This is a genomic window from Corynebacterium sp. MSK032 (genome assembly GCF_030232065.1).
In the GTDB taxonomy this organism is placed as follows: Bacteria; Actinomycetota; Actinomycetes; order Mycobacteriales; family Mycobacteriaceae; genus Corynebacterium; species Corynebacterium jeikeium_D.
In genome coordinates this window covers 1-18,964 of sequence record NZ_JASPJR010000021.1, presented here as the reverse complement: position 1 = coordinate 18,964, position 18,964 = coordinate 1, and the positions used below count along the sequence as shown (strand labels likewise).

The 18,964-nt window shown below is 59.2% G+C and carries 16 protein-coding genes and 1 tRNA gene; 10 read left to right on the top strand and 7 right to left on the bottom strand.

Annotated features, from left to right (window positions below):
* Positions 1-140: 140 nt before the first annotated feature.
* A tRNA-Lys gene (locus tag QP995_RS10370) sits at positions 141-213 on the bottom strand.
* Positions 214-429: 216 nt separating this feature from the next.
* Between QP995_RS10370 and QP995_RS10365 the strand changes: the two genes are divergently transcribed.
* The 6 genes from QP995_RS10365 to phoU all read left to right on the top strand — a co-directional run bounded on the left by QP995_RS10365 (position 430) and on the right by phoU (position 8,489).
* On the top strand, positions 430-2,019 hold the full coding sequence (locus tag QP995_RS10365) for a cytochrome ubiquinol oxidase subunit I (RefSeq protein ID WP_284853184.1): 1,590 nt from the start codon (positions 430-432) through the stop codon (positions 2,017-2,019).
* A 19-nt stretch (positions 2,020-2,038) separates the two neighbouring features.
* Complete coding sequence (cydB, locus tag QP995_RS10360; protein WP_284853183.1) at positions 2,039-3,055, top strand: cytochrome d ubiquinol oxidase subunit II; 1,017 nt, start codon at positions 2,039-2,041, stop codon at positions 3,053-3,055.
* Positions 3,056-3,084: 29 nt separating this feature from the next.
* Complete coding sequence (locus tag QP995_RS10355; protein ID WP_284853182.1) at positions 3,085-4,635, top strand: ABC transporter ATP-binding protein/permease; 1,551 nt, start codon at positions 3,085-3,087, stop codon at positions 4,633-4,635.
* Positions 4,632-6,371, top strand: coding sequence for a thiol reductant ABC exporter subunit CydC (gene cydC / locus QP995_RS10350; RefSeq protein WP_284853181.1), 1,740 nt, complete (start codon positions 4,632-4,634; stop codon positions 6,369-6,371). The genes QP995_RS10355 and cydC overlap by 4 nt, the downstream gene beginning before the upstream one ends.
* A gap of 132 nt (positions 6,372-6,503) precedes the next feature.
* On the top strand, positions 6,504-7,661 hold the full coding sequence (dusB, locus tag QP995_RS10345) for a tRNA dihydrouridine synthase DusB (RefSeq protein ID WP_049193809.1): 1,158 nt from the start codon (positions 6,504-6,506) through the stop codon (positions 7,659-7,661).
* A gap of 90 nt (positions 7,662-7,751) precedes the next feature.
* Positions 7,752-8,489, top strand: coding sequence for a phosphate signaling complex protein PhoU (gene phoU, locus QP995_RS10340; RefSeq protein ID WP_080969597.1), 738 nt, complete (start codon positions 7,752-7,754; stop codon positions 8,487-8,489).
* A gap of 451 nt (positions 8,490-8,940) precedes the next feature.
* On the opposite strand, the gene pstB is transcribed toward phoU, so the two are convergent.
* The 5 genes from pstB to mshD all read right to left on the bottom strand — a co-directional run bounded on the left by pstB (position 8,941) and on the right by mshD (position 14,366).
* A complete protein-coding gene (gene pstB, locus QP995_RS10335) occupies positions 8,941-9,717 on the bottom strand; it encodes a phosphate ABC transporter ATP-binding protein PstB (RefSeq protein WP_016421380.1) in 777 nt (258 codons plus the stop codon).
* Between the two features lie 48 nt (positions 9,718-9,765).
* The gene (pstA, locus tag QP995_RS10330; RefSeq protein ID WP_042388200.1) at positions 9,766-10,659 is read right to left on the bottom strand and encodes a phosphate ABC transporter permease PstA; all 894 of its coding nucleotides are present in this window, start codon (positions 10,657-10,659) and stop codon (positions 9,766-9,768) included.
* Between the two features lie 77 nt (positions 10,660-10,736).
* Positions 10,737-11,780 carry a phosphate ABC transporter permease subunit PstC gene (gene pstC, locus QP995_RS10325; protein WP_049173061.1) on the bottom strand — a complete coding sequence of 348 codons (1,044 nt, stop codon included), beginning with the start codon at positions 11,778-11,780 and terminating at the stop codon, positions 10,737-10,739.
* 236 nt (positions 11,781-12,016) lie between these two features.
* Positions 12,017-13,114 (bottom strand): phosphate ABC transporter substrate-binding protein PstS, encoded by a 1,098-nt coding sequence (gene pstS / locus QP995_RS10320; protein ID WP_016421383.1) that lies wholly within the window; start codon positions 13,112-13,114, stop codon positions 12,017-12,019.
* A gap of 343 nt (positions 13,115-13,457) precedes the next feature.
* The gene (mshD, locus tag QP995_RS10315; RefSeq protein WP_070603970.1) at positions 13,458-14,366 is read right to left on the bottom strand and encodes a mycothiol synthase; all 909 of its coding nucleotides are present in this window, start codon (positions 14,364-14,366) and stop codon (positions 13,458-13,460) included.
* Positions 14,367-14,447: 81 nt separating this feature from the next.
* Here mshD and QP995_RS10310 point away from each other — a divergent pair, with 81 nt between their 5' ends.
* Both QP995_RS10310 and QP995_RS10305 read left to right on the top strand, forming a co-directional pair.
* Complete coding sequence (locus QP995_RS10310; RefSeq protein WP_016421385.1) at positions 14,448-15,305, top strand: LmeA family phospholipid-binding protein; 858 nt, start codon at positions 14,448-14,450, stop codon at positions 15,303-15,305.
* A 101-nt stretch (positions 15,306-15,406) separates the two neighbouring features.
* Complete coding sequence (locus QP995_RS10305) at positions 15,407-16,087, top strand: heme-binding beta-barrel domain-containing protein (RefSeq protein WP_016421386.1); 681 nt, start codon at positions 15,407-15,409, stop codon at positions 16,085-16,087.
* Between the two features lie 77 nt (positions 16,088-16,164).
* On the opposite strand, the gene QP995_RS10300 is transcribed toward QP995_RS10305, so the two are convergent.
* Positions 16,165-17,052, bottom strand: a complete 888-nt coding sequence (locus tag QP995_RS10300; RefSeq protein WP_069359331.1) for an aminodeoxychorismate lyase — start codon at positions 17,050-17,052, stop codon at positions 16,165-16,167.
* Between the two features lie 80 nt (positions 17,053-17,132).
* Between QP995_RS10300 and ygfZ the strand changes: the two genes are divergently transcribed.
* On the top strand, positions 17,133-18,287 hold the full coding sequence (gene ygfZ / locus QP995_RS10295; protein WP_284853180.1) for a CAF17-like 4Fe-4S cluster assembly/insertion protein YgfZ: 1,155 nt from the start codon (positions 17,133-17,135) through the stop codon (positions 18,285-18,287).
* A 260-nt stretch (positions 18,288-18,547) separates the two neighbouring features.
* Positions 18,548-18,730, top strand: coding sequence for a DUF3073 domain-containing protein (locus QP995_RS10290; protein ID WP_005511943.1), 183 nt, complete (start codon positions 18,548-18,550; stop codon positions 18,728-18,730).
* The last annotated feature ends 234 nt before the right edge of the window (positions 18,731-18,964 follow it).

Below are 18,964 nucleotides of genomic sequence, written 5' to 3'. Positions count from 1 at the left end.
AACCTCGGCATCCAAAAAGGCTGGATCAAATAACCGCAACACGCCCGGAAAAGACACACTTTTCTTTACTTAACCCGAAAAATACAGGCAAGATACGACAAAACCCCAGGCCGTTGATGACCTGGGGTTTTTCGTGCTTGTGGGCCCTGCGGGGATCGAACCCGCGACCTGCGGATTAAAAGTCCGTAGCTCTACCAGCTGAGCTAAAGGCCCGCGCAACAAAATAGCCTAGCAATTACGCGCTTGTTTTTAATAATTGCCCTCCGGAGTTTTGCCCTGCCCGCGTCGATAAGTTCACGCCCCGGAACTTTTTACCCCTCCTGTCCGACTGAATTAATAAGCAGGAATACTGCGGACACTTGATGCAGGCTTCGACAAATCCGTCGGAGTACACGCATCGTTTATGTCTACTTTTTCAGTCGAGGAAACATGGATGTCGTCGATATATCTCGTTGGCAATTTGGCATAACCACCGTCTACCACTTCATTTTTGTCCCGCTGACAATTGGTCTAGCTCCGCTCGTCGCGCTCATGCAGACACTGTGGGCCACGACGAAAAATGACCTCTGGTACCGAGCGACACGATTTTTCGGCACCATCTTCATTATTAACTTCGCCATGGGCGTAGCCACGGGTATCGTCCAGGAATTCCAGTTCGGTATGAACTGGTCGGAGTACTCCCGCATGATCGGTGATGTCTTCGGCGGCCCGCTGGCTCTTGAAGGTCTCATCGCATTCTTCCTGGAATCCACTTTCCTGGGACTGTGGATTTTCGGCTGGGGGCGTATTCCCACCTGGATGCACACGCTCTCGATTTGGATTGTCGCTATTGCGGTGAATATCTCGGCGTATTTCATCATCGTCGCCAATTCGTTCATGCAGCATCCTGTAGGCGCGGTCTACAACCCGGAAACCGGCCGCGCAGAGCTTACAGACTTTGGCGCACTGTTGACCAACTCCACTGCCTTGGCAGCTTTCCCGCATGCCGTGGCCAGCTCTTTCCTTACCGCCGGCACGCTCGTTGTCGGCGTCAGTGGCTGGTGGCTGGTTCAGAGCCGCCGCGGTGGCCAGAGCAATACTGTTCACGAACGGACGTTTCACAAGTCCATGAAGGTCGGGCTCTGGACAACTGTGCTCAGCTCGCTGGCGGTGTTTATCACCGGCGATGTCCAGGCCAAGCTTATGTTCGAGCAGCAGCCGATGAAGATGGCATCGGCCGAGTCCCTGTGCCACACGCAGACAGATCCAATGTTCTCGATTCTGACCGTCGGTACGCACAACAATTGCGACTCGGTGCTGCATCTCATCGAGGTGCCATGGGTGCTGCCTTTCCTGGCCGAGGGCAAGTTCAGTGGCGTCACGCTCCAGGGCGTGCAGGACCTGCAAGAAAAAGCTGAGGCGGTCTTCGGCCCAGGCAATTACTCTCCGAATCTGTTCGTCACATACTGGTCTTTCCGCGCCATGATTGGGCTCATGGTCGGTTCTCTGGCTATCGCGTTTTTCGCTTGGCTATTTACTCGCAAGGGGCGCGTGCCGACGGGCAAGCGAGCCCGCATTTTCGCCGCTTGCAGTATCCTCGCGATTCCGTTCCCGTTCTTGGCCAGCAGCGCTGGCTGGATCTTTACGGAGATGGGCCGTCAGCCCTGGATTGTGCACCCGAACCCGGATCACGCGGGCGACCCGCGCACCGAGCTGATTCGCATGACCGTCGATATGGGTGTGTCCGACCACGCACCGGCCACGGTGATTATCACCCTGGTGGGCTTTACCCTGCTCTACCTGATTTTGGCAGTGGTGTGGTTCTGGTTGATTCGCCGCGCAGTTATTGCCGGACCTCCGACCGAATCCGCTGAGGCTATCAACGCCATCGGCAATGACCCCGAGCACGCTGGCCCGTCGTCACCAATCGCTACCAATCTGGGCGCGATCATCTCGTCTCCGGTTCGATTCAACAAGGTCCATGCCCAGTCCGCTGCCAGCCCCGACTCCGAAGTCTCCGCGACTGAGGACACAAAGTAGATAAGGATGTATCTCTGACATGTTCGGATTAGATCTTCCCGTTTTGTGGTTTGTCCTGATCGCGTTCCTGTTCGCCGGCTACTTCCTTCTCGAGGGCTTTGACTTCGGCGTCGGAATGCTGCTGCCGTTCGTTGGCCGCGATGAACCGCGTCGTAAAGCGATGCTCGGAACTATCGGGCCGGTATGGGACGGCAACGAAGTGTGGCTAATTACCGCTGGCGGCGCGCTCTTCGCGGCGTTTCCGGAATGGTATGCGTCTATGTTTTCCAGCTTCTACCTGCCGCTCTTCCTGATTCTGGTGGCGTTGATTGTCCGTATCGTCGGGCTGGAATGGCGCTTCAAAGTCAACGATGAGCACTGGCGCGCCTGGTGCGACCGCGCGATTATCTTCGGCTCCTGGCTGCCTCCAATTCTGTGGGGCGTAGCGGTCGCGAACCTGGTGCGCGGTGTCCCGCTGAATGCCGACAAGAACTTGGACTCCGGCTTTAGTACCCTGCTCGGGTTGCTGAACCCGTACGCTCTGGTCGGCGGGATTGCGTTTGCGGCTGTGTTCGCTCTTCACGCAGTTACGTTCCTGCGGCTGAAGACCGCCGGCAAGCTACGCGACGAGGTCGGCAACGCCGCTCGAATTCCGGCACTGTCGGCGCTGATTTTTGGCGGCGTGTTCCTCATCTGGACACAGTTGGGATACGGAAAGACCTGGCTGTGGGCTGTTGTCGTTATCGCCGTCGCGGGGCTGGTCATTGCCATCTCCGCAACCGTAGGCAACCGCGACGGCATCGCTTTTTCCGCAACCGCCGTCACCGTGACTGCCGTCACCACCGTTGTCTTCGGCGCCATGTACCCGTACCTGATGCCGACGACGCTTGCCGACGGCGTCTCCCTCGATATCTGGAATTCCGCCTCTAACCCTTACACGCTGAAAATCATGACCTGGACCGCGCTGGTGATTACCCCACTGGTGATTGCCTACCAGGCGTGGACATACTGGGTATTCCGCAAGCGGTTGATGGCTGAGCGTAAGGTCTCGCAGTAGACCGTCCGTTGGAGGTTAGTTTCTAAAAAGTGGCACCTGTCGATCCGAAACTATTCAAGCTGTCGGCCCCAGCCTGGCGTTGGGTCATTTTCGCGGGCGCACTGACCGCCGCGAGCACAGGTGCCACAATCGCGTTGGGGCTGGCAATCGGCACTATTACGGCGCAGGTTCTGGGTGAGGCAACTCCTAATTGGACATTATTCGCGCTGATAGCCACGGCCGCTGTACTCGTTCGGGTGGCCTGCTCCTACGCGCTCGTGCGTTTCGGCCAATCTGCGGGTGCACGCGTGGCCACAGACCTGCGCAGCCGGGCACTGCGAGCCCTGGCTCTGCGCGATCCTCGCACTGTCGACACCGCGCACTGGCGCGCATTGCTTTCGGTCGGGCTCGATGGTGTGGCCGTCTACGTGGCGGAATTCCTCCCCGCACTGGTGGCCGCAGCGCTGGCTACCCCGATGGCACTGGTCGCAGTCGCATGGTTGGACCTCCCATCGGTTGCCATCGCGGTTGTCACGCTGCCACTCATTCCACTGTTCATGTGGCTGGTAGGTCGCCTCACTGAGGGCCACACAGAACGCCGTCTGGCCGACATCGGCACGGTGCGTGGTCAGATTCTCGACCTGGTCATCGGCCTGCCAACGCTCAAAGCGCACAACATGGCCGACACCCCCAGCGAGGAAATCAAGCGCCTGTCGACCCGCCACCGGAAATCCACCATGGAGGTCCTGCGCATCGCTTTCCTATCCGCGTCGGTCCTGGAATTCCTCACCACCCTGTCAATCGCCCTCATCGCCGTCGGCATCGGTTTCCGACTTCTGGGAGGCCACATGACGCTGGCAACCGGCCTGGCAGTGCTCATCATCGCCCCAGAAATCTATGGCCCGGTGCGCCAGGTTGGCCAGAAATTCCACGCCGCCCAGGACGGTGTGGTCGCTGCCACCGAAGTCACGGAACTGTTAGACAAGGACGCTGGCCAGACTCCAAACTCCACAGACACCACCTCTGAAACTGTGGAAGAGGTGGCCGAAGGAACGTCGTCAAGCAGTGTCCACAGCGCCCCCACGGTCGTGTTCGAACGCCTTTCCGCGCCGGGGCGAGACGGCGTGCGGCCAAGTGAATTAAGCGCCATCGCGCAGCCAGGCACAGTGACGGTGCTGGCGGGGCCGAACGGCGTGGGCAAGACGACAGCGCTGCTTGCGGTCGCCGGCATCGTGCACGAGGGGTTGGAAGGCTCCGTAACTATTCGCGACGGCCAGCGCATTCTCCGTGACCAGGATCTGCTGCGGCGCATCGCGTGGCTGCCCCAGCGCCCAGTGTTGGACGCAGCGACGGTGGGAGACAATTCGCGGCGCTCGCTCGGGCAACGTCAGCGGGAGGCGCTTCGGCGCGAGCTTGCCGACGACACCCGCGACCTCGTCCTCCTCGATGAACCGACAGCTCACCTGGATACCGACAGTGCGCAGTCCGTGATTAGGCTCCTGCACGCACGTGCCCGGCGCGGAGCCACAGTGATTGCCACCAGCCATGATCCGCTGTTGATTGCGGCCGCCGACGGCGTGGTGGAGGTGCAGTCGCGATGACTACTCTGCAAGCGCTTCGTCGCCTGGTGAAACCCCGCGACCTGGTTTGGCCGGTGTTGGCGGGCACCATCACGCTGCTGTCCGCGCTGAGTCTGACCGTGGTGTCGGCGTGGCTGATTACGCGTTCTTGGCAGATGCCACCGCTGATGGACATCACCTTGGCGGTGACGTCTGTGCGCGCGCTGGGTATTTCGCGAGCTGCGTTTCGATACCTCGACCGGTTGGTCTCCCACGATGTGGCGTTGCGAACCGCCGAGCGCTCGCGCGTGAAGCTATGGGAGCATTTCGTGGCCGACCGTACGCTGGCGCTGCGTGAGCGTTCCGATATTGTCACAGCGCTCGGGGCGAATATTGACGCACTTGCCGATGCCGTCGTGCGTTCAATAGTGCCCGCGTTGGTGGCGCTGATGACCTCCCTCATCGCCGTCATCTTTGTGGCTCTACTCTCGCCTGCCGCTGCGGTTCTCCTGGCGGTGGGACTGCTTCTGGCCGGCGGTGTTGCTCCTTACCTGACGTATCGCGCCACTGCGCGCTCAAGTCAGCGTCGCGCGGCCGCGCTTCAGTCGCATGCCGCTGCCGTCGAAGCGCTGCTTTCCGACGCCGCCGGCCTGCGTATCCACGGCCAGTTGGATGAGGCAGTCTCTGCCGCGTCATCCTCCAGCAAAACGGTTGCGGCCATCGATGACGCCGCAGGTCGAGCAAATGCCCGCGCCTCCGCACTGAGCACCGCGGCTAGCGTGTTGACCGCTGTCCTGACCGTGGTCGTAGCGTCATGGTTGGTGACGGATTCGGCCGGGGGCGCTGGAGGCGGTTTGCTGCACTCCCCCGAGTGGCTGACAGTTCTGGTTCTGGTGCCGCTAGCTGCTTTTGAAGCGGTTGGTCCGCTGCCAGCTGCTGCGCAAACACTGGCGCAATCGAGGGAAGCCTTGCTGACGCTCGCGTCAAGTGCGAGCGAATCAGAGGAAGCGGATGCCATGCGCTCAGCCCCAGCCCCCACAGCGCCAATTCACACGTCCACGCTCCCTCAGAACCACCTAGCAGTTCGGCCAACTCTGCAGGTTCAAGACTTGATCGTGGGCTACCCCGACGACAACAGCTCGAATACTGCGGAAGGGCCCGCTGCCCAGCCAGCTCAACTGCCGATGCAAAACTTCGAGGTCACCTTTGGCGACTACCGGGAGATCACGGCGCCGTCGGGAAGCGGAAAGACCACGCTGCTGAAAACAATCGCCGGACAAATCCCGCCGGTTGCGGGCACGGTGACTATCATTGACGGAGACGGACGTGAGCTGTGGCGCAGTGCGGCAAGTGCCGGAGAGCCCCACGTAAACACGGAGCAGTGCGACCTGGTGCGCTTCGTCGCCGAGGATGAGCATATCTTCGCCACGACGGTGCGGGACAACATCTCTATTGGTAACCCGCAGGTCAGCGACGAGGACATTTACTCCGTACTGGACGCCGTGGGCCTGCGCAATTGGGTCAATGCCGCACCCGACGGCCTGGACACGATTCTGGACAGCGGCGCGGACAGTCTCTCGGGTGGTCAGCGACGCAGGCTCATTCTCACCCGTGCGCTTGTCAGCACAGCGCCAATTTTGCTTCTCGACGAGCCCACTGAACACCTCGACGAGGAGTCGAGTCACATCCTGGAAATTCTCCGCAATACCACCGACCTGCCCGGTGGGAGGGGGCGCCGAACGGTGATCGTCGTCAGGCATCCGCGGACGCAGCGCTAACCGGGGCGATCCGATCTGCCAGATAAAACAGATTCGAAAACGGCAGTTCAGCGTGACACAATACTGTACGTGTTAGATACCTCCACGAGTCCACTCAGTGCCGCCACACCCGCCGATGCCACGTCCGCGCACATGCACATCGGCCCCTTTGAGCTCGCCTCCCCCGTGGTACTCGCGCCGATGGCCGGTATCACCAACGTGGCATTCCGCACGCTGTGCCGCGAGCAGGAGCTGCAGCGTACAGGCACGGTCTCCGGTCTCTACGTCTGCGAGATGGTCACCGCCCGCGCATTGGTCGAACGCAATGAAAAGACCATGCACATGACCACCTTCGCGCCCGACGAGAACCCCCGCAGCCTGCAGCTCTACACCACTGACCCGAAGTGGACCTACGAGGCCGCGAAGATGATCGTCGACGAAAACCTCGCCGACCACATCGACATGAACTTCGGTTGCCCGGTACCAAAGGTCACCCGCAAGGGCGGCGGCTCGGCGCTGCCATATAAGCGTCGCCTCTTCGGCAACATCGTCGCCGCAGCGGTCAAGGCCACGGAGGGCACGGACATCCCGGTGACCGTGAAGTTCCGCGTCGGCATCGATGACGAGCACCACACGCACCTCGACGCCGGCCGCATCGCCGCCGAGATGGGCGCCCAGGCTGTGGCTCTGCACGCCCGCACTGCAGCGCAGCGCTACTCCGGCCACGCTGACTGGTCGCAGATCGCGCGGCTGAAGGAGCACATGGTCGACTCCGGCTTCAGCGATATCCCAGTGCTTGGCAACGGCGATATCTTCGCCTCCACCGATGCCCGCAAAATGCTCGACGAGACCGGCTGCGACGGTGTCGTCGTCGGTCGCGGCTGCCTTGGCCGCCCGTGGCTGTTCGCGCAGTTGTCCGCCGAGCTGCGTGGCGAAGAAGTGCCGCCGGCACCAACATTTGGTGAGGTCGCGGGGATTATCCGTCGTCACGCGGAACTGCTCGTGGAGCACGAGGGCGAGCGTAAGGGCTGCCGCGACCTGCGCAAGCACATTGCCTGGTACCTGCGGGGATACCCTGCCGGCAGTGAGGTGCGGAAGTCTCTTGCGCGCGTCGATTCGCTGGCAACGCTCGACGAGATTCTCGCACCGCTTTACGACGGCCCCAGCGCCCACGCCCGCCCGGAGGACGCCGACGGCGCCCGCGGCCGACAGGGGTCCCCTGCAAAGGTGGTCTTGCCGGAGGGCTGGCTGGACGACCCGGAGGACGACACCGTGCCCGAGGGCGCGGAGATTATGCACTCCGGTGGCTAAGCTTCGGTTCTGAGCGAGTGTTTACATAACTTTACGAGGGGTAATTGGGGGCTCCCCACTAACGCGCGACGTTGTTGAGGATTGCCTACTATGGAACGCATGCGCACTGTCTACCGAGAACAAATGGACAACTTGGCTCACAGCCTGATTGTGATGTGTGACCGAGTTGGCTCCATGCACAAGCTTGCGAACAAGGCCCTCTTCGAGGCTGATTTGGTCTCGGCTGAAACAGTTCTTTCCCAGATTGATTCTCTCGAGGACCTGCGCCAGGATGCGGAGCAGCGAGCCTTCGAGCTGTTGGCCCGCGAAGCTCCTGTGGCTGGTGATCTCCGACAGATTGTCAGTGGCCTCTACATTGTCGAGGACATCTCCCGCATGGGCGCATTGAGTGTGCATATTGCCAACGTTGCCCGGCGTCGCCACCCGAACAAGGCACTACCAGAGCCCGTGGAGGGGTTCTTCCGCGAGATGGCCTCCGTATCTGAACAGATGACGCACGAAACCCGTCAGGTGCTCATCGACTACGACGTTGACCAGGCATTGGCCTTGGATAAGACCGATGACAGCATCGATGACATTCACCAGCACCTGTTTACGCTGACCAACGACGATAATTGGCCGCACTCCCCTGCGCAGACAGTGGATGTCACTCTACTGAGCCGCTTCTACGAGCGTTACGCGGATCACGCTGTCGAGGTTGCCGCCCGGATTATTTACCTGGCCACCGGTTACAAGCGCGATGTCTACCTGGACAAGCTCGAGGATGAGCGCGACCAGCGCAGCTTTAACCAACGCCTGCAGGCCTTGGAGCGTCACCTGCGTATGTAGGTCCGTGAAGCTGCAGGCTGTTGGGAGGCTGGGCTGTAGGGCTGCTGGGCGGGGCTGGGTGTTGGGCTGAGCTGTAGGGATGTTGGGGGGGGTGGCTGCTGGCCTAGGGCGCGGATTTTAGGCCGGAGTGGAGCCGTTTTTAAGCCTCACCAGGCTAAACACCTCCCCAGCCAAACACTGCCCCAGCCCGAGAAACTGACTAGGTTTATGACACTTTACTGTGAGTAAACGCTATTCATCTGACATAAACCTAGTCAGTAACTGCTTGATCCCGCCACAAAAACTGTTTTCCCCGGCACAAATCACCTCCGCGGTTAGACAATCAGGTGGCAAAACATGTGCGCGACATAGCAATCTCATAAACTGCAACAACAATAAGAACCCCGTACCTCGCGTGAACACGCGTGAAGTACGGGGCTCTTATTGGCTTATTACGGCATACGCAAAGCGTTTAGCCGAAGCGACCGGAGATGTAGTCCTCGGTTTCCTTCTTGTCTGGATTCTCGAAGATCTTCTTGGTCGGGCCAACCTCAACCAGGCGACCCGGCTTACCGGTTGCCTCGAGGGAGAAGAATGCGGTCTGATCGGACACACGAGCTGCCTGCTGCATGTTGTGGGTCACGATGACGATGGTGAATTCTTCCTTCAGCTCATGAATCAGGTCCTCGATTGCCAGAGTGGAAATCGGGTCCAGTGCGGAACACGGCTCGTCCATCAGCAGAACTTCCGGCTCAACTGCAATTGCGCGTGCGATACACAGACGCTGCTGCTGACCACCAGAGAGGCCGCCACCCGGCTTGTCCAGGCGGTCCTTGACCTCATCCCAGAGGTTGGCGCCGCGCAGGGACTTCTCGGCAACCTCCTGGAGATGAGCCTTGTTCTTAACACCGGCCAACTTCAGGCCAGCCACGACGTTGTCCTCGATGGACATGGTCGGGAACGGGTTCGGACGCTGGAACACCATACCGATGGTGTTACGAACAGAGACCGGATCGATCTTCGGGCCATAGATGTTTTCGCCGTCGAGAAGCACCTCGCCAGTGACGTAGGCACCCGGGATGACCTCGTGCATACGGTTCAGCGAACGGAGCACGGTGGACTTACCACAGCCGGACGGGCCAATGAATGCGGTAACGGAACGCGGCGGGACGTGCAGGTCGACGTTCTGCACAGCGTGGAAATCGCCGTAGTAGATGTTGACATCGTTAAGGTCTAGGCGCTTAGCCATGGTCTTTCAAAAACCTTCCTTGAAATAGCGGACGTTAGGCGCCCAGCATTAACTGCTCTTGACGGAGAACTTGGCGGATATGACGCGCGCCAGGATATTGATGAGGGCAATGATGAGAACCAGCGTGAGCGCTGCGCCCCACATCTTGTCGAATGCCGCACCGGTATTACCGGCCTTGTACATGTCCAGCATGAACAGCGGCAGCGAGGACTGCGACTGGCCGAACGGGTTATAGGTGATGATTCGTGAGGTTGCAACCAGGATCAGCATCGGTGCGGACTCACCCATGACGCGGGCGACGGCCAGCATGATGCCGGTGACGATGCCCGACAGTGCGGTCGGGAGCACGATCTTCAAAATGGTCTTCCACTTCGGAACACCCAGAGCGTAAGAGGCTTCACGCAACTCGTGCGGAACGATGCGCAGCATTTCCTCGGTGTTGCGGACAACGATTGGCAGCATCAGCAGAACCAGCGCCAGCGAGACGGCGAAGCCGGAGCGACTCATGCCGAACATGACCACCCACATCGAGTAGATGAACAGCGACGCGACAATCGACGGCACACCGGAGAGAATGTCGACCATGAAGGTGGTGACCTTGCCCAGGCGGGAGTTACCTGCGTACTCGACCAAGTAGATGGCGACGAAGATACCGAACGGCACGGTCATGAGAGTAGTAACCAGAGCCTGAACCAAGGTACCGACGATTGCATGCGCAACACCGCCGGCAGACGCACCAACGGTGACACCGCGCTGGGATGCAGTCCACCACTCACCACTCAGCAGTGACGGGGTACCTCGGACGACAAGCTCGAAGAGAACCCACACCAGCGGGACCAGAGCAAGAGCCATGCAGAAGTAAATCAGGACCGTGGAGACGCTGTCCGCCACCTTGCGGGAACCCTTAATCTGGGTGAATGCCGACTCGGTGGTGGGGACCATGTCTGCAGGGCCGTGAGGCGAAGAATCAGTAGTTGAACTAGTCATTGTTACTTCTCGTTTCTTTTCCTACGACCTTGCTACTTCTTCGCAATCATTCGGGCTGCGGAGTTGACCACGAAGGTCAGCAAGAACAGCACCAAACCTGCGGACATGTAAGCGCCGGCCTTGAGGTTGTCATTGAACTCCGGTGCCGCATTAGCAATTGCGGTTGCGAAGGTGGTACCACCGTCGAAAAGCGAGCCACGGAATGCCGAGGACGGGGAGATTACGAGGTACAGAGCCATCGTCTCACCGAGGGCACGTCCCAGACCCAGCATCGAGCCGGAGATAAAGCCAGAACGACCGAATGGCAGAATAGCCAGCTTGACCATCTCCCAACGGGTCGCACCGAGAGCCAGCGATGCCTCAATGTGACCACGCGGGGTCTGAACAAAGACCTCACGGGTGGTAGCCGCAATAACCGGCAGAATCATAATTGCCAGCACAATGCCACCGGTGAAGAGGTTTCGACCGGTCTCGAATGCCGGCGAGTTTGGGTACAGGGCAAACATCGGGATAAAGCCCAGCGTCTTAGCCAACCACCCGTACAGACCAGCCAATGCCGGACCGAGAGCCATAAAGCCCCACAGACCGTAAACAATCGACGGCACTGCAGCCAGCAAATCCACGAGGTAACCCAGCGGCTTGACCATCTTCTTTGGAGCATAGGCAGTCAGGAAGATAGCAATACCCAGCGCAACCGGCATAGCCAGAATCAGCGCCAGGATGGAAACCGCGACGGTCACCAGAAACATGTTCGGAATACCGAAGTACATGGCGGAGGTATCCGCCAGGTTCCATCGTTCGGTGTAGGTGAAGAAGTTCGCTTCGTTACGGGACATTGCCGGAACTGCGCGCAGGAGCAGGAACACTGCAATTGCGATGATGGCAGCAGTCACCAATGCGGAAGATCCTACCGCCAGAATCTTGAAGATTCGGTCACCAGGACGAACAACGCCGGTCTGAATGGCTTGCTCTTCCGAGCTCTCGTCGCCGGAGGAATCCACCTGCGGTGCTGAGGACTGCAACAGACTGCTGTCTACAGCCTCCTGCTTCCCTTCAATGGGAGTCGAGGAACTCATGATCTCATTTCCTAAGTAGAAGTGATTTGTGCTTAAACGCACATGAAGACCGATTGGCCTCTGTACCCCTCTACGAGCGGTACCCAATCAACTGAGGTGTCGATATATAAAGCCAACCGGTCTACGTCAGGTTTTCGGCCTACAGCTCAGATCTGCGTGGCCGGCTGAAGTGATCCTCGCGCCAACCGGGTAAGGACAGAGCCAACTCTGCTTTCACCCGCGTTGCACGCAAAGAATTACTTGATAGCGTCAACCGCTGCGGACAGCTTGTCCTTGAACTCACCCTGAACCGGGATGTAACCCAGCTCTTCGAGCTCTGGGCCCTGGCCCTCTTCCAGAACAACCTTCAGGAAGTTCTTAACCAGGTCACGAGTCTGCTCGTCGTAACCAGCGGAGCAGACGATTTCGTAAGTGGTCAGAACCAGCGGGTAAGCGCCTTCCTCGTCCATTGCGAACAGAGCGTCGGTGTCAACAACCATGTTGTGACCCTCAGTCTTAAACGTGACGGAATCCAGAGCCTTACCGACGGTGTCGTTGTTCAGCTCAACCGGACCATGACCGAAGTCCATCTTGGCGATGCCCAGGTCCTTGTCCTCAGCGAAGCCAGCCTCGACGTAGGTGATAGCACCGTCGATGTTGGCGACCTCGTTGACAACACCAGCCGAGCCGTTAGCACCCTGGCCAGTAGCAGTCGGGAAGGACTTGGAAGCCTCGTGCTGCCACTGCTCCGGAGCAGCTGCGCTCAGGAACTTCATGAAGTTATCAGTAGTACCGGACTCCTCAGAGCGGTAGACAACCTTGATGTCCTTCTCCGGAAGATCGACACCCTCGTTGACCTCAGCGATCTTCGGGTCGTTCCACTTGGTGATCTTGCCGTCGAAGATTTCAGCAACCAGAGCCGGGGTCAGAGCGACGTCAACACCCTCGAGGTTGTAGGCAACGGCAACCGGACCGATAACCATCGGCAGGTGCCATGCTTCATTGCCGTCGCAGCGCTTCTTAGCCTCTGCGACCTGGTCCTTGCCGTCCTTCTCCTTCAGCGGGGAGTCAGAGCCAGCGAAAGCAACGGTGCCGGCAATGAACTGAGTCTGACCGGAACCAGAGCCAGATGCGTTGTACGACAGGGTCGAGCCGGTCTCTTCAAACTTGGTGGCAAACAGATCCATGGCGCGCTGCTGCGAGGTAGCGCCCTCGCCCTGCAGCTCACCGGTGACGTCAGCCAGACCCTCAACGTTAGAAGCGCCTTCGCCGCCCTCTTCAGAGCAAGCAGCCAGGGTAAGGCTTGCAACAGCGGCCAGACCAATGACAGATGCCGCACGGTTCTTCTTCAGCACAGTAAATCCTCCGGGGTTTTACACAATGAGTGAAACAGTTCACGTGGAACCGCCACACTCCGGTCCACTGCGCTGAACCTATCTACCGATAGTAACCGGAACCTGTTCAGAACATTAACAATTGGTGAACGGCGCAAGTAATTCTTTATTTATCCTCATTTTCCCTGTAAGAGGCCCTAAAATGCGCCCCTGAAACACTGAGGATTGGACAGCATCTCCTCAAAAACACAAGAATCATTGCCCCCGCGCCAGAGGAAAACCACCTAAAACTGAGATAAAGCTAAGCTCGCCCCCCCCCCTAGCTCGCCTTCAATAACTCCCCCAATAAACCGAACCGTCGCATCTACGCGCCGTACATCACATCACGGCGGGCCACCTCGAAACCGACCGCACGGTACGTGCGCACTGCCGGCGCATTGTCGCCTTCGACATAGAGAATTACCTTTTCCGCTCCCCGGTTTCGGAGATAGGAAAGCCCAACGTTGGTCAGCCATCGTCCGAGACCACGTCCGCGTGCCTTCGAGCTCAGTCCAATCACATACACCTCGCCAGTTGGCACAGACTCCTCGGCATGCCACTTCGTCCAGTGGAAACCGCAAATCTCCTCCGCACTGTCGCGCGCCCCGGCCACATCCGCAGCAAAGAACACGCCCTCCGGGTCGAACCACTGCACGTTCCGAGCGCGATCGAGTTGTGGCTGCGACCAACCGCCCTGCTCCGGATGCCAGTCAAACGCCTCATTATTCACAGCCAACCACACCCGATCCACGGCCGCCTCACCCCACTTCGCGCGTGCCGCAGTCAGGGTTAGCGCTTCAACATCATCGCGCTTATCGACGGCCCCCGCAGCCTTCTCCAACGCTGAGCTCGAAATGGACATCTGCAACAGCTCGCGGATGACCTTGCGTCCCGTCAACTCTGCCAAACGACTGGCACCGGCGACATCACCGTGAGCCCAGACAGGCAGGCGCTCGCCGACCTCAGCATCGATATGCGCAAGCAGCTTCGCCCCCACTCCTTGCTTACGAAACTCCGGGTCAACAACCATCTCCACAGCATCCGGCGCAACGGCGGCCAGGCCCAAGTAACGGTCGTTCTCAATAATCGCAAAGTGTCGATGCCCGAAAGATTCGTCGTCAAGCCCTCGGACGAAAGCCTCGCCGAACGCCTCCACGCCGTCGGCGGAGTGGGCGTGCTGCAGTAGCGTATCGGCGGCGGTGGTGTCTACGTCAAGCAGTTCGGTTACGTTCATACGCCCCACCCTATACACAGCAGCGAATTCAACACTTCCCCGATGTCGTCTGAGCCAAAAGCGATGGGGTACTAATAGAGTGTGTCCATTTCCCGACGACAGAAGAAGATCGGTGGCTCTATCCTCGCCGTTGCCGCGCTGGTGATTGCCACCGACATGGGCTTCGCCAGCCATGCGGAGTACAAGCTCTCCGAGCATATTCAGGAGACTGCTCAGCTGGAGATGACCCCATACGTCGCCATTGGTGGCAAGGCCTACTTGTCCTCTTTTGTTACGGGAAAATGGAGCTCCGTAACCTCGCGCATCCGCGATGTCGAGGTGCCCGACTTCGGCTTGGTATCTCTGGAGTACGGAGCCTCCAACGTTAAGGTCCCGGCATCGGCAGTGCTCAGCGGTAATTTCCCAGAATCGCCGACGAAGCAGTACTTCACTAAGCTCTCGCTCGACGGTGTCTCTCTGGGAAACAAGCTGGGACTGACAGACTTGAGTATCCAGAGCCTGAAGGACTCCTCCCCCACCGGCGGCTGGGAGACCGAGGCTATCTTCGAGGCCACGCCAGCCGGATGGCAGGGAAAAACCCAGGTTACGGCGAAGTTGCGCATTGTCAGCCGCGACGTGGTCATTACGCCGATGGAGATTATTTCTGCGCCCTCGTCCCCAACGGATTCTAAAAGCCACATCAAACCTGAGCTGTCTGAGGCTGATACGCAGCACATCATGGACACCTTCGCTCTGACGCTGCGGGATTCAGAGATACCGATGGGCATGCCGGCGACTCGCGTGTACGTGTCGGGCGGTTCTATCACCATCGAAGGCGAACAGATTCTGTGCACCGTGTCGCCAACAAACTTCATGCCGCCGACATCCCAGCAGGACGCCGAGGCGTCAGCTCAATCCACGGAGAAGCTGCCGGAGAAGAACTGTCGGGTGCGTCGCTAAGGCCGTCGTCAAGCATCGCCGTTAAGCGTCGGTGCAGCGTTAGCACCATGCGACAACAGCCCATACATGGCCACAAGAGCTTCAGCGGTAGAGTGTGAAGCATGACCGAGAAGAATGGCAGCAACCAGACAGACGCCGCTGCACAGGAGCCTGCAGCTGCGGAAGCCCCTCGCCTCGACGGCAACGAGGCCATCAACCGCGCGGCCGAACAGGCCAAGAGCACCGCTACGCGCAACATCACTGAGCTTGAGGGGCTCCCGATCCCCGACGAGACCGCTAACCTGCGCTTCGGCCCGAATATTCACGACGGCCTGCTGGCACTACTGCCGCTGGTCGGCGTGTGGCGCGGTGAGGGGCAGGCGAACACTGTCGTCGACGGCGAGTACAACTTCGGCCAGCAGCTCATTTTCAGCCACGATGGCGAGAACTACCTGAAGTATGAGTCGCGCATCTGGAAGCTGGACGAAGAAGGCAAGCCGACCGGCCCTGACCAGCGCGAAACAGGATTTTGGCGCATTAACAACGAGGACGAGATTGAGTTCATCTGCGTCCACTCCACCGGCGTCACTGAGATCTACTACGGCAAGCCGGTTTCCGAGCGTGCATGGGAACTGCAGGCAGCCTCCACAATGGTCACCGCTACCGGTCCTGCATCCCTTGGCCCGGGCAAGCGCCTCTACGGTCTGATGCCGAACAATGATCTCGGGTGGGTAGACGAGCGCCTGCGGGATGAGGAATTCGCTCCCCGCATGTCCGCGCAGCTCAAGCGCTACGCGGGCTAGGTTCTCCCCGCTTTACGACGGGCGTTGTGGGGCCCTACTGCGTCGCCCAACTGCATCAAGCCCTACTATTTGGGGCCCTACTGCGTCGCCAGCGCCTTGTCACACAGGTCGCGGAATTCCTTTTCCGCGATTGCATCCGGCTGCCGGATGGGCTCACCATCGATGGACTTAACCACGACCGCGATACGCACCGAAGACACCAGCCATACCGCATCGGCGGTGAATAGGTCCCCGGGCACCAGGACCGTCGGGGTGACTTTCCAGCCGCAGTTGGCGGCTGTTTCAAACAGCGCTGCCTGAGTTGTGCCCGGCAGCACTCCTTCACCGGGGTTGGGAGTCAGCAGTTCATTGCCGCGCTGAACGATGATGGTCGATGTTGGGCCTTCCAAGAGCTTGCCCTCTGCGGACGTGAAGATGACATCGTCAAAACCCTTGGACTTGGCATAGCGCAAAGCGGCCATATTAGCTGCGTATGACAACGTTTTCGCGCCGATGAGCGCCCACGGTGCACGGGAGCCAAGGTCGAGCGAGAAACCGCGCTCTGCAAGCATGACCGATACCGGCTTCAGACGGTTTTCCGCCACCTTTTCCGCGGAGCTAGCCAAAACGTAGCCAGTCGGCTCTCCGGTGGACTCACGACCACGCGAGTACACCCACCGCAACGTCGCATCCCCCTCAATTGACCTATCGCGCAACTCCTGTAGTGCGACCTCGGTAGCCGCCCGCCACTGCTGCAGATCTGGGGTTGGCAAATCCAGCATTAGCGCTGACGATGCGAATCGCTTCTCGTGCCGGTCAGTATTACAGGTATGACCACCCCTGACCAGGAGTGTTTCAAAAACTCCGTCGCCGCGAATAGCTCCGAGATCATCCGCGTAGAGGAACGGCTGTCCTGCCTCGACAGCAACCGGGCCGCCGTCTGCGAAGACGTCGATAAGCACTAGAGAAGAAAGCGAATCCGTCATACACACAAGCTTAATCCATGCTTAATTTGAGGATTTCTGGTTAACATGAGGGAGTGAGTGTTGAGTATGTAAGTCCTTTGATGTCTCACGTGGCTGGCGCCGCTGCCCTCGAACTGGGCGGACAGATGGAAGGTTTGGAGAAGGCCTCAGAGAACGCCCCAGACGGAAACTCAGCGAAAAACGTTGAGCAAACCACAGGGCAAGCTAGCGTGGCATGGCACTACGGCCGTCCGCTGGTAGAGCAACGTCACCTGCAGGAGGACTGCGGCGTAGTAGATCGCTCGTACTACCGCGTTATTGAGGTCACTGGCGAGGATCGCCTGACCTACCTCAACACACTTTTTTCGCAGAAGGTCGACGAAGCCGCTCCCGGCACTGTCACTGAAGCACTGAACCTGGATGCAAACGGTCACGTTCTCCATCACATGACGTTGACTGTTTTGGACGATTCCGTGCTTATCGACGTGCCCCCTGCCGGCTTCGACTCCCTGTTGAAGTACCTGAACATGATGGTGTTCTGGTCCAAGGTGGAAATTGCTGAGGTAGAAAGGGCGATTATTTCCGTCATGGGGCCGAATGCCCCTGAGGTCCTGGTAGCCGCTGGTCTCGCATTCCCGCAGGTGGGCAAAGCTACGACTGTGGGACATTCCTACGTCCGGCACCTGCCGTGGCCACGCGGCGGGCGTGTGGATGTGCTCGTGCGCCGACAGGATGTAGTCGGCGCTTGGGACGCGTTGGTAGCTGCTGGCGCTTCCCCCGTTGGTCTGATGGGCTGGGAGGCCGAACGCGTAGTCTCCTTGCGCCCAGAGCTGGGAATCGACGTAGACGAGAAGATGATTCCGCATGAGGCTCCGCGCTGGATCGCCTCTGAATTCGACACGGCTGCCGTGCACTTGGACAAGGGCTGCTATCGCGGCCAAGAGACGGTATCACGTGTCCACAATGTTGGTCGCTCCCCACGAGTTTTGGTGATGCTGCAGCTCGACGGCTCGGCCACGCTGCCGGAAACCGGCGATCCAGTGATGATGGGCAAGCGCGCCGTGGGCCGCGTGGGCACCGTCGTGCAACATGCCGATTACGGCCCGATTGCATTGGCGCTGCTTAAACGCTCAGCTCAGGAGCGCGAGGGCCTTGTGGTGGGTGACTGCGCCGTGGCCGTCGACCCCTCCTCCATCGACCGCGTTGAGCAGCTGCCGCCGGGCCGTGTGGCCATCAACCGCCTGCGAGGGAAATAGGTAACAGGAAATAGGTAAAGCCACCAGACAGAGTGGTGAAAAAATAACTTTTTCCATTCTTTTTCAGAAAGGATATTTCCCCAGGTCACTACACATATTGAGTTGCCTGAGCGCGAGGACACAACCCACTATGGGCCTCCCCGCGTAACCCCTTCGTCTAAAAATCGGCTATGGTGTCTTACAGGAATTAACGCAATAAGACATAAGTGGGTCGGCCGTATCCCCGTGCCGTCCCACGGATTACACAAGGGGGTCAGGCCATGGGTCGCGGCCGTGCGAAAGCAAAGCAGGCGAAGGTTGCCCGGCAGCTCAAGTACGATTCACCAGAAATGGATTTGGAACGTCTGCAGCGGGAACTCGTCGGCAAGTCGAACGAGTCCGATCGAGACGACTATTACTCTGACTGGGAGGAATGGGCCTCAGGCGCTGGTCGCGACAGCTAGCGCAAGCTAACCGCTGTCGTATTTTCCGCAAAGCGTTTCTATTTCAATAAAGCAAGCACCCACCAACGATTCCGTTGGTGGGTGCTTGCTTTTGCTTCGTCGACTGCGTTTATGCTCGGCCGATTATGTTCGGCCGCGGCGAATCAATCCGAGTTACTGACTGCGTTTATGACAAAAATCGCCCGAAAAACGGCTGGTAGGGTCAGGCGGTCATTGCATCATGGATAACACCAG